11 protein-coding genes are annotated in these 12,336 nt (G+C 27.8%); 4 read left to right on the forward strand and 7 right to left on the reverse strand.

The annotated features are described in order from the left end of the window. Positions 1-15 precede the first annotated feature (15 nt). From JEY78_RS04670 to JEY78_RS04690, 5 genes are all read right to left on the reverse strand, one after another. The gene (locus JEY78_RS04670; RefSeq protein ID WP_291847266.1) at positions 16-1,824 is read right to left on the reverse strand and encodes a hypothetical protein; all 1,809 of its coding nucleotides are present in this window, start codon (positions 1,822-1,824) and stop codon (positions 16-18) included. 159 nt (positions 1,825-1,983) lie between these two features. Further along, positions 1,984-2,706, reverse strand: a complete 723-nt coding sequence (locus JEY78_RS04675) for a head GIN domain-containing protein (protein WP_291847269.1) — start codon at positions 2,704-2,706, stop codon at positions 1,984-1,986. Positions 2,707-2,801: 95 nt separating this feature from the next. Beyond that, positions 2,802-4,550, reverse strand: a complete 1,749-nt coding sequence (locus JEY78_RS04680; protein WP_291847272.1) for a PspC domain-containing protein — start codon at positions 4,548-4,550, stop codon at positions 2,802-2,804. Then, entirely contained in the window at positions 4,547-4,888 is a 342-nt protein-coding gene (locus JEY78_RS04685; RefSeq protein ID WP_291847275.1) for a PadR family transcriptional regulator, read from the reverse strand. The genes JEY78_RS04680 and JEY78_RS04685 overlap by 4 nt, the downstream gene beginning before the upstream one ends. A gap of 25 nt (positions 4,889-4,913) precedes the next feature. Continuing rightward, entirely contained in the window at positions 4,914-5,285 is a 372-nt protein-coding gene (locus JEY78_RS04690; RefSeq protein ID WP_291847278.1) for a DUF4870 domain-containing protein, read from the reverse strand. Between the two features lie 255 nt (positions 5,286-5,540). Here JEY78_RS04690 and JEY78_RS04695 point away from each other — a divergent pair, with 255 nt between their 5' ends. From JEY78_RS04695 to JEY78_RS04710, 4 genes are all read left to right on the forward strand, one after another. Further along, positions 5,541-8,654 carry a PAS domain S-box protein gene (locus JEY78_RS04695; protein WP_291847281.1) on the forward strand — a complete coding sequence of 1,038 codons (3,114 nt, stop codon included), beginning with the start codon at positions 5,541-5,543 and terminating at the stop codon, positions 8,652-8,654. 4 nt (positions 8,655-8,658) lie between these two features. Beyond that, on the forward strand, positions 8,659-9,762 hold the full coding sequence (locus tag JEY78_RS04700; protein ID WP_291847283.1) for a hybrid sensor histidine kinase/response regulator: 1,104 nt from the start codon (positions 8,659-8,661) through the stop codon (positions 9,760-9,762). A 65-nt stretch (positions 9,763-9,827) separates the two neighbouring features. Continuing rightward, positions 9,828-10,286 (forward strand): DUF4442 domain-containing protein, encoded by a 459-nt coding sequence (locus JEY78_RS04705; RefSeq protein WP_291847286.1) that lies wholly within the window; start codon positions 9,828-9,830, stop codon positions 10,284-10,286. A gap of 3 nt (positions 10,287-10,289) precedes the next feature. After that, positions 10,290-11,087 (forward strand): TIGR00266 family protein, encoded by a 798-nt coding sequence (locus JEY78_RS04710; RefSeq protein ID WP_291847291.1) that lies wholly within the window; start codon positions 10,290-10,292, stop codon positions 11,085-11,087. A gap of 64 nt (positions 11,088-11,151) precedes the next feature. Here the strand turns inward: JEY78_RS04710 and JEY78_RS04715 are convergent, their stop codons facing one another. Together JEY78_RS04715 and JEY78_RS04720 are read right to left on the reverse strand one after the other, a co-directional pair. After that, positions 11,152-11,790, reverse strand: a complete 639-nt coding sequence (locus JEY78_RS04715; RefSeq protein WP_291847294.1) for a hypothetical protein — start codon at positions 11,788-11,790, stop codon at positions 11,152-11,154. Between the two features lie 3 nt (positions 11,791-11,793). After that, complete coding sequence (locus JEY78_RS04720) at positions 11,794-12,288, reverse strand: sigma-70 family RNA polymerase sigma factor (protein ID WP_291847297.1); 495 nt, start codon at positions 12,286-12,288, stop codon at positions 11,794-11,796. Between the last annotated feature and the right edge of the window lie 48 nt (positions 12,289-12,336).

Consider the following 12,336-nt stretch of genomic DNA (forward strand, 5'->3'; position numbering starts at 1 on the left):
AAGCCCTTTTTATTTTTATGCTTTTACCAAAATAGGTATTTCAATTTTAAATAACTCTTGCTGTAGTTTTTCTAATTCAACAATTAAATGCTCTTTGTTATTTTCAAAAGCTTCTTTAGTTGATGAGAAAAGATTATGGTAATAAGCGATACCATCATTTAAATTACTTTTAAAAGTTGTTAAATATTTTTCCTGTTTTGCAGAAAAGGAATCTTTAACTTCATCAACTTTATTTGAAAAATAATCAACATACATAGCTAATTCTTTAATAAACATATGAGGTCTATTTTGGTAAGCAATTACATTGCTTTTTCCATAAATATGATTAACCATATCTTTTAAAGTAACTTCTTTTGAAAAATAAGCCATATTTGGTCCTGGGCAAATTGCAATTCCTTCATCAGCCCCTTTTTTATTTATGCCATAATTTAAAAATGCAGCATTAGATAAGCCTTCACACAAACAAGTTTTGTCTGTTATTTTTTCCAATCTATTTGAATAATCGTTGGCATTTAAACCTTCTAATTTTAATTCTTCAATTTTTTGTGATTGAAATTTTTTGGAAGCTGTGCAAATAGCAATATCTGTATATTCTGTATTTGAAGTTAAAAACTTTTTTGGACAAGAACTACCAGGGTTATTTGCTTGAATACGCTCGTTTTTAAAAATTTCATTGGTACTTCCTCTTAAGCTATTAAAAGGCACACCTAATGGAGAAACATTACTTAAATATAAATCGTCTTCTGTTGCTTTTGCTAAAGTTTCTCTAGTTTTAATATCAACAGTTGTTGCTTCCGGTACTAATAAAAATGGAGAACCCCATCCTATAGAATCAATTTTATAATTTTCTAATAAAAACTCGTGTTCTTCATGAGTTCCAACACCACCTTGAACGGTAATTCCTAAATTTAAAGGTTTGGTTGGTACAATTTTATCTTTATTTTTTAAAGCATCAATTAAAATGTGATGAACTTCATCAATTAAGTTTTCCTTATTATTTTTGAATTCCTCTAAAATAGGCCCCATTAAATAGCCGTCAGAAGCAAATGCATGACCGCCACAATTTAATCCAGATTCTATTCTATATTCAGAAACCCATAGTCCTTTTTTAGCTAAAAATTTTCCTTGAATGATTGCTGATCGATAATCACTAACTTTTAAAATTATTTTCTTTTTTAAATAACCTTCTTCATTAGGAAAAAAATCGTTAAAGTTTTCAAAATAAGCGTATAATCTAGGATTCATTCCAGCAGAAAGCACTACCGATGAAGTTAAATTACTATTGGCAAAACCTCTTAAGGCTGCATGAGCATCATTAAATTCACTAGGTAAGGCTTCATTTTTATTGTAATTCACTTTATCTAGTTTGGTCATAATGTTTACATCAATATTTCCAGAAACTAAATTTTGTTGAATCCAATTTTGAACATCTTCTTTTATAGTGTTATGTTGAATTGTGTCAATAAAGTTTTGCTTTAATTCTGAAAAATCTGGAAGCATGTCCATATATTTTTCAAACTCACTAGTTTTATCTTCAAAACTTTTTTTAAGGTTTTCAAATTTTTGTTTTACTATAGTGTCTACGGTATTTAAGTATGAAGTTATTCTTTTTGCTCTATAATCTTCAACTTTTGTTGAAATTGCTTGATAAGGTAATTCAAATTTTTTCGAATAATATTCGTTCATTTTTTCAATTAGAATATCATCTACTATTGAAATTACTGATGAAATACCATATTTTGCAATTTTAATTGGACTATCTATAGTAAATGCTAACCCCATTACTGGCACATGAAATGTATGGGGATTTTTTTTATTTTGCATACTATATATTTTTTAAAATTAAATATTGCAACAAATCTAACTAACTTAAAGCTAAAAACGCTGATAGTTATCAATTATTAACAAATAATTTAGCATTGTAAAAAAAATCCAGCTCACTAAAAGTGAACTGGATTAACAATTTAAATATATAAATTGGAATTAGCTTCCTGATACACTACCTCCAGAAGAGGTATCTTTATTTACTTCTACAGGGTTTCCTTCATAATCAATATCTCCACCACTGCTTGCTTTTGCGGTTAATTTACCGGTAACATTCACATCTATAATTGCGCCGCTGCTTACTTTGGCTGTAGCATTTATAGTTTCTAATTTACCTGCATCAATAGAGCTTCCACTACTTGCACTAGCTGAAAATTCTATTGATTTTCCATAAATATCTATACCTGCTCCACTAGAAGAAGAGGTTGAAACTTCATCGGCATTTACGTAAACTTTAATAGAACTTCCGCTACTAGAATCTAATTGAAGTGTGCTGGTTTCAATAGTGTTTTCAGTTTTAACTAAAGCGCCGCTAGAAGTGCTAATTTTTGAGATATTATTTGTTGTTACGTAAACTTTTCTGCTTGTAGCTTTATAAACGTTTTTATCAAAATATATTTTTAGCTCATTATTTTTCACTTCGGTTCTTAAAATATCAATAATATTTTCATCAGCTTCAACTTTAATTTCAGTTGAATTACCTTGAGTTAAATATACTTCAATACCTTGTTGCACCTTAATTTCACTAAAGTTTGAACTAATTGATCTGTCTTCAGAAACTACTTCTCCATTTCCTCTAATTCCAGCTAAACCGTCCATAAAACAAGATGTTGTTGTTACTAAAAGAAGCAGTACGGTTGATAATTTAATAAGTGTTTTCATAATTTAATTTATTTTAGTTATTCAAAAGTATTTTGAAACCTTTGGTATTACCAATTTTTTTTGACGAATTGAGCTATAACGATGACGAATTGTTATTAATCTATTGTAATACCTGTTTCGTCAATATTTACTTCAGCATTGTTATTGTTATCATTTACTTTTATTTTCAATCCGTTTTCATCTAATTTTAAATTAAAACTTCCATTTTTTTCTTTGTAATCATCGCCAAAAATAGTTTCATTACAATCTAAACACTCCAATCCATTTTCTGTCATTTTGTAATAATTTTTAGGCATATCTCGGTCGTGAATATTTTGAATATTATCAACATCGTTTAAAAAGCTTCTGGTTGAATTATCTAAATAAATTATTGAGTTCACAGGAAGATAAATTGTAATATCAACAGATTGATCTTTAAATTTATTATGGAAATTTGATAAGAAATAACCGTTTAAAAGTAAATTTTTATCGTTTAAATTAAATTGATACTCAATGGCTTCAGCATCTTTATTTGCTGTTAATCTGTTGTTTCCTTCAGATTCTTTTCTAATTTTTACAAATGCATTTTCTTTGTCCGTTGTTTTAATATCTACAAAAACTCTTGTTGAATATAATTTTTGAATATCTCCGTCATACACGCTTTCATAGCCATAATTTCTTCTTAATTCTTTTCTGTTTGATAAATTTTCATCACCTACCATTTTTATGCGAAGCGTATCAATTGGCGTTAATAAAATATCTTCTGTTTGATTGTGAACACCATCATAAGCTTTTTGTGTTGCAAAATTAATACCAGCAAAGCCTAAACCAAGCAAAGCAATTATCCAAACACCTAAAAGTGATAGTTTTGTTGTTGAGCTAAATGATTTTACATTGTTTGATAGTATTTTTAAACCTAGCATAAAAAGCACAAAAAATGGAATTCCTACTGCTAAAAAAGTAAATGCAACTAATAACCACGATGGAATAACAGAATCAAAGAAAAAAGGTGGATAATGTACATAATCATCACCAAAACCTAACATTTCAATACTTCCCCAAGAGAATGCTCCAAATATTAGAGCTATTAAAGTAATGGCTGCAATAAATATTAATAAGGCTCCTATAAATTTACCAAATATGTTAAATATTGCTGAAAGTATTTTTCCTAAAGTTTCAATAATTTCTTGAATTCCAGATTTTGCTCTGTTTTCAACATTTCTTTTAAATTCAGGGTTTTTTACTTTTTCAGTAGCACTGTTTACACCATCTTTTACGCGAGATGAAACATCTTGAAATTCTTCTCTAATTTTACGTTCAATATTGCTAATGTTTACGGGTTCACCTTTCATTTGTAATTTTTCGGCTGTGGTTTCCGCTACCGGAATTAATATCCAAAGTATGGCGTAAATTAAAATTCCTGTTCCAAATGAAAACACTAATACAAGCCATAAAATTCTTACCCAAAGAGCATCTATACCAAAGTAATGAGCTAAACCAGCACATACACCTCCTAAAAATTTATCTTCACTATCTCTAAATAATTTTTTTGAAGAAGAACTCTGTTTGTTAATTTGTTGGTCTTCAAAAAGTTCTTCATCTACTAAATAATCTTCAGGTTTTCCCATTATTTTGGTAATTTCATCAATATCTGCTTCATTGATAACCTGACGTTCATTTTTTATCCTATCAGATAGTAATTCACCAATTCGCAATTCAATATCATTTAAAATTTCATCTCTCCCTTGCGGATCATCACTTAAAGATCTTCTAATGGCATCTAAATAATGTTTTAGTTTTTGATAAGCTAATTCATCAATATGAAAGAAGATACCTCCTAAATTTATATTTATTGTTTTGTTCATTTTTCAGTTGATTTTTTGTTGGTTACTAAGTTTACAGCTTCTACAAGTTCACTCCAAGTTGAGTTTAATTCGTTTAAAAATAATCTTCCGGTTTCGGTTAAATCGTAATATTTTCTTGGTGGTCCAGAGGTAGATTCTTCCCATCTATATTCCAATAAACCTGCATTTTTTAATCGTGTTAATAAAGGATATACAGTTCCTTCAACAACTAACAATTTTGCATCTTTCAGTTGCGATAAAATTTCAGAAGTATAAGCATCACCATGTTGTAATATGGAAAGTATGCAGTATTCTAAAACTCCTTTTCGCATTTGTGCTTTTGTGTTTTCTATCTTCATAAGTTGATATTTTATTTTTCAAATGCTATTTAACAAATTCTATGGTATAAGGATAATTATAATATTCCCCGTTGGTTGCTTTAATACTTGCAGAAATAATTAATACTATTTTTAATAGTATGGCAGGAATAATTCCTAATAAAATAGCAACTAAACCAATTCCTAAAGTAAAAATGGTGATTGGTATAATTAGCAATGCCAGTAAAAAGCAATACAATAAAATACTTAGCTGAAAATTTACTGCCGCTTTTCCGTGAGAATTAATATAGGAACTTTCGTTTTTTTTAGCAATCCATAAAACCAATGGCGCTATTATATTTCCAAATGGGAAAACCCAACCAGCAAATCCACTTAAATGTGTTATTGTACTATAATTTTTATCGTTTTGAGTGATCATAATATTATTGGTTTACTATTCTACTATGCAAATATATGTATAAAAGATAGTAATATGCAAAACATAGTACTGTATTTTAACATATTTTTAACAAATATTTTTTGTTTATAACTATAAAATACTAACTATTTTATGTTAATTATCTGTTACGATAATGTTATTATTTGTATATTTGGTATGAAAATACTAACAAACGGTTTAAAATAGGTAAAAAAAGTCGGTTGTTTGTTTTTTAGTATTTTAAAACCAATAAATATGGCACACAAATTAGATCAAGAAGTTTTGGAGAAAGATTTAACAAAAATTGAATTATTAGAGGTTTTAAAAACCCAAAATAAAAATATAAACTTGTTAGAAAAGGAGTATGCCAAATATAAAAATTGGTTTGAAAATTCTATTGATGGCTTTTATAGAAGTTCATTAGAAGGACATTTTATTGATATTAATTTGTCATTAGTTAAAATGTTAGGATATAATTCAAAAGAGGAACTTTTAAAAGTAAATATTAAATCTCAAATCTACTTGAATTCAGATGAGAGGGAAGCTGTTATAAAACAAAATGAAAATGATAGTAGAAAAGTACATAGCATTAGAAAAAAAGATGGAACTTCAATTTGGGTAGAAGATTATGTAAGAAAAGTTTATGATGATAATGGAAATTTACTGTTTTTTGAAGGGATAATAAGAAATGTTTCTGAAATTGTAAAAGCAAAGAAAATTCAAAAAGTACTGTTAAAAATTTCTCAACAAGGTTATAAATCAGAACATCTAAAAGATTTAAATGAATTTATAAGAATTGAATTAGGAAAGTTATTAGATACTACTAATTTTTATATTGCCTTTTATAATGAGCAAGAACAAACACTAAATATACCATTTATGACCGGTGAAGATTTTGAAGGTGATTTTCCTGCAGAAAAATCTATGACTGGTTTTTTAATTAAAAAAAATGAGCCTGTTCTTATAAAATCGCAAGAATTTGAAAAATTAATTGAAACAGGAGAAATAGAACTTTTAGGGGGTTTTCCAAAAGTTTGGTTAGGAGTTCCATTAAGGGTTAAAAATAAAGTAATTGGTGCAATTGTTGTTCAAAGTTATGATGATGAGAATGCTTATAGTGTTGATGATATTGAACTTTTAAATTTTATTTCATCTCAATTAAGTATTATAGTTCAACGTAAAAAAGATATTCAAGAAAATACAATTTCAAAAGAGATTTTACGAAAAGTATTGGATAATATTCCTACAAAAGTTTTTTGGAAAGATTTAGATTCAAAATTTTTAGGTGTGAATGCCGCTTCAATAAACGAAAAACAATTTAAGGATGAAAATGATGTAATTGGAAAATCAGATTTTGACTTTTACGATAAAAAATGGGCGCAAAAATATCGTAATGATGAATTGGAAATTATGCAAAGTGGTGTTCCTAAATTAAATTACATTGAAACTCAAGTTGTAAATGGCGAAGAACGTTCATACATATCAAGTAAACTTCCTTTTTATGATTCAAACAATAAAATAATTGGAATTATTGGTACTTCTGAAGATATAACTGAAAAGTTAGATAATGAAAATAAGTTAAAAAATATAACTGATGAGATATCTCTTGCAAAAGAAGTTTTAAGAAAAGTGCTTGATAATATTCCAATAAAGGTTTTTTGGAAAAATAAAGAATCAAAATTTTTAGGATGTAATGAAGCTTTCTTAAAAGATAATTCATTTACAAATGAAGAAGAAATTATTGGTAAGTCAGATTTTGATTTTAATGATAGAATTGATGCAGAAAAATATAGAAACGATGATGTTGCAATTATTTTAAGCGGAAACCCTAAATTAAATTATCAACAGTCTTACATTAAAAATGGAGAAGAGAGATGGACCAGAACTAGTAAACTACCTTTTTTTGATGAAGAAAAAAATGTAATTGGCATAATAGGAACTTCCGAAGATATTACCGAACGATTAGAAAACGAGAAAAAATTAAAAAAAGCTACAGAAGAAGCCATAAATGCCAATTTATCTAAGTCAACCTTTTTAGCAAATATGAGTCACGAAATTCGTACACCAATGAATGCTATTTTAGGATATTCACAATTGTTGCAAGAAGATGATAATTTAACAAAAGATCAACAAGAAAATTTAAAAACCATTAACAAAAGTGGAGAGCATTTATTAGCATTAATTAATGATATTTTAGACATGTCTAAAATTGAAGCTGGAAGACTTGATGTTAATTTAGCAGATTTTGATTTTATTGAACTTTTAAAAGAAGTTGAGCAACTTTTTAAAAACAAAGCAGCTAGTAAAAATTTAATGTTAGACTTTAAAGTTGGTTTAAGTGTTCCAAAAATTATGTTAGCTGATCAATCTAAAATTAAACAGGTTATCATTAATTTAATAGGAAACGCTATAAAGTTTACCGACAATGGATTTGTACAAGTTATTGTTGAAACTGTAAACAATCAACTTCTTAAAGTTGAGGTAAAAGACAGTGGTTGTGGGATAGCAGTTGATGATCAATTAGCAATATTTAAACCATTTGAGCAAGCTAAAAAAGGAGGAGAGGTAATAGGGGGAACAGGGTTAGGTTTGGCAATTAGTAAAAAGTTTTCAAATTTAATGAAAGGAGATATTACAATTGAAAGTGAACCTAACAAAGGCTCATCCTTTATATTTACATTTGAATTCCAAGAAGGAAAATCAATAAAAACGTTAGAAGAAATAAGATCTAGAAAAGTACTTTCGTTAGTTCCTGAAATGCAAGGAATAAAAGTGGCAATTGTTGATGATAGATTTGAGAATAGAGATATTTTATATAAAAAATTACATCCACTAGGATTTAAAATTAAAATGGCTGAAAATGGTTCAGAGGCAGTTGAATTGTATGAAAACTGGAAACCCGATATTGTTTTAATGGATGTAGTAATGCCCGTAATGAATGGGGTTGAAGCAACTAGACGAATTTTAGAAATTGCTAACGGAAAGCATGATGTTAAAGTATTTGTTGTGAGTGCAAGTGCATTAGAATCAGAACAAAGGGAAGTTATGGATATAGGAGCTACTGTTTTTATTAAAAAACCAGTAATTTTTGATAATTTAATTTTTGAATTAGAAAATAAAGGAAATCTAAAATTTATTTTTAAAGAAGAAAATAAAAACTGCAATACTCAAAATATTGAAGTAAGCCCAACTGATATCCCTTTAATGTTAAAAGCAAAATTTATAATGGCTGCTGATGAAGGTGATTTTGAGCAATTACAAGATTTATTGAAAATATTAGAAAAAGAAACTCAAAAAACATTTAAATATATTGATGAATGTATTCTTGAAATGGAATTTGAAAATTTAGTTAAATGGTTAAAATCTTAAAATTATGGGCGTAAAAAATTATACTATTTTAATAGTTGATGACAATCCTAATAATTTAAAAGTTTTAGGAGGTGTTCTAAAATCTGCAGGTTACAACTACAGGATGGCAAAATCTGGAAAATTAGCCTTAAGTGTTTTAGAAAAAACAAAACCTGAATTAATTTTATTAGATATTCAAATGCCAGAAATGGATGGTTTTGAAACCTGTGAAAAAATTAAGGAAATTCCAGAAAACCAGAATATTCCTATTATTTTTTTAACGGCAAATTCTGATGCTGAAAGCGTAAACAAAGCTTTTAAAGTTGGTGGAGTAGATTATGTTACTAAACCATTTAATACAGAAGAGCTTTTAAGAAGAATAGAAACACATATTAAACTAAAAATACAAGCAGAAGAATTAGTCATTCAAAATGCGTCAAAAGATAAATTTATCTCCATAATTTCTCATGATTTAAAAAATCCGTTGGCAAATATTATTGGTTTCTCAGAATTAATTAAAGAAAATTATAATGAAATTGATCCTAAAAAACTGCTAAATTTTATTGAGTATATTAATAATTCAGCTGTTTTTTCATTAGAAATTTTAGATGATTTACTGGATTGGTCTAGAATTCAGCGAGGAAGTTTAAAATCTATCAAGCAAAATTTTAATTTAAGTGATTTATTAAAAAATAACATAGATGGGCATACGCCACAAGCACTTGCAAAAAGTATATTTTTTGAATCGCATTTTGAAAAAGATGTTCAAATACATGCCGATGAAAGAATGGTTTCTGCTGTGGTAAGAAATTTAATTTCAAATGCTATAAAATTCACACCAAAAGGAGGTCATATTTCGGTGTCAACCAAAGAGATTTTAATAAATAATAAAAAACTAATTGAAACTGAAATTAAAGATACCGGAATAGGTATAGATGAAGAAAGTATTCGTAAATTATTTAAAATAGAACATAATTACAACTCTAAAGGAACAAATAATGAAACTGGAACAGGTTTAGGTTTAATTTTGTGCAAAGAATTTATACGCCTTAATAACGGCGAAATTAGAGTTGAAAGCACTCCAAAAGTAGGTACAACTATAATTTTTGATTTAGAGCCTGCCTGCTAAATTTAGTTATTTAATACACTTAGTATCTGTCTTTTTTTTTATAAATTGACCTCAAAATATTTTATATGGAGGTTACAGTAAAAAGAATGAATCAATTTTTGATGTTTAAATTGCCATCTGCATTTATTTGCGGTGTAAAATTAAAGGAACTAAACAGTGAAAAAGCGATGGTTTCTGTAAAGCATCGATGGATTAATCAAAATCCCTTTAACTCCATGTATTTTGCTGTTCAATCTATGGCAGCAGAATTATCTACTGGCGCAATTGTTATTAAAAAAATAAAAGAAAGCAATAAAAATATTTCTATGTTGGTTACAAACCATCAAGGTTCTTTTACCAAAAAAGCTGTTGGCTTAATTAAATTTACTTGTAAGGACGGAATTTTAATAGATGAAGCTTTAAAAAGAACTATTGAAAGTGGTGAAGGCCAAAAAATTACCATGAAATCAGTTGGGATTGATGAAAATGGAGACCAAGTATCAGAATATCAATTTGAATGGAGTGTTAAATTAAAATCTAAATAAAATATGAATGCACATGAAATAGATTATCAAATTCACGGAGAAGAAATGCAATTTGTTGAAATTGAGTTGGATCCGCAGGAAAGTGTTGTTGCTGAATCTGGAAGTTTTATGATGATGAGTGATGGTATAAAAATGGAAACTATTTTTGGAGATGGTTCAAATCAAGATGAAGGAGTTTTAGGAAAGCTTTTTTCAGCGGGTAAAAGATTATTAACTGGTGAAAGTTTATTTATGACAGTTTTTTCAAATATTGGAATGGGGAAAAAACAAATTTCTTTTGCATCACCTTATCCAGGTAAAATTATTCCAATTGATTTAAGTGAAATTGGGGGAAAATTTATTTGTCAAAAAGATGCATTTTTGTGTGCAGCCAAAGGAGTTTCTGTTGGTATAGAATTTTCTAAACGTTTAGGAAGAGGTTTGTTTGGAGGTGAAGGTTTTATTATGGAAAAGTTAGAAGGTGACGGTTTGGCTTTTGTGCATGCTGGAGGTACAATGAGCAAAAAAGTTTTGTTTTCGGGTGAAATTTTAAAAGTGGATACAGGTTGTATTGTTGGTTTTACAAAAGATGTAGATTATGATATTGAATTTGTAGGCGGTATAAAAAATACTGTTTTTGGTGGGGAAGGTTTGTTTTTCGCCACATTAAAAGGACCAGGTACGGTTTATGTTCAATCTTTACCTTTTAGCAGGTTGGCAGGCAGAGTGTTAGCGTTAGCTCCTCAAACTGGAGGAAAGCGAAGAGGTGAAGGAAGTATATTGGGTGGAATTGGAGATTTGTTAGATGGAGATAATAGATAAGGTTAAAAGAAAAGGTCAATTATTTATACAAATAATTAACCTTTTCTTTTAGTGTTTAAAACTTTTAATTATTCATGGTTGCTAATTCTTTATAATTTTTACTCAACCTTCTAAGTAATATTCCATAAATTATTCTGTAATACAAACAAAGTAAACCAAGCATAATAATTAATGTCACTATTTGAACAATTAGCATAATATTTAAAAATTTATCGCCATCAATATTTAAATTTTCAGGATTTAAAGCATCAATTAATGTTTCAGGATTAGAAAACATTACCACATTTAATATAATAGATAATAGCACATAAACAATAATGTTATAATACACATAATAGTTTACGGTTTTTCTGGTTTTAATAATCCTTTTCATTAATAAATTTGTGTTTTCACTAACACAAATAGCTTTGTAATTGTTATAAAAAAAGTAAATAAATATAACTACAACAACATAATGTATAATTTGAGTAACTAATAAAAACGTTTTTAAATTGAATTTCTCATAAATTTCTAAATAACTATCTGGTATTAATAAATTTAACCCAGACCAAAATAATAATTCAAGTATACTAATAATCAAAATCCATTTTACTATTGAAGATGATTTTTTGTGTATCATTTTATAAATATCATCATATGATATTTTAGGAAGGGTTGCTTCTTGCTTCTTCCAATCTCTTTTTAAGATATCTAATTCATCCATATGTTACGGATTTAATATTGTTTTTAAGCGAGTTTTAATTCTATTCATTTTCACGCGTGCATTCACTTCAGAAATACCTAATGTTTCAGATATTTCACTATAATTTTTATCCTCTAAGTATAAGAATATTAAACCTTTATCAATGTCTGAAAGCTGATGTATTGCTTTGTACATTAATTTTAATTGTTCTTCTTCTGTATTGTCATAATCTGTGGATTCTATCCTATGTAAAACAGTATCAAAATCTTGTGTAGGTACACTTCTTTTAGATTTTCTGTATAACGTAATAGCTGTATTTAATCCAATTCTATACATCCAAGTACTTAATTTAGAATCGCCTCTAAATTTCGGATATGCCTTCCATAGTTGTATTGTTATCTCCTGAAATAAATCATTATGTGATTCCTGATCGGAAGTATAAATTCTACATACTTTATGAACAATATTCTGATTTTCTTGAAATTCAGAAATAAATTTATGTTCTAGTTCTTTATTCAAATTTGGGTTAGTTTTCAATTAATAAGTATACAGTTAATGCATTTTGTT

It is taken from the genome of Lutibacter sp. (genome assembly GCF_016342705.1).
Taxonomy (GTDB): domain Bacteria; phylum Bacteroidota; class Bacteroidia; order Flavobacteriales; family Flavobacteriaceae; genus Lutibacter.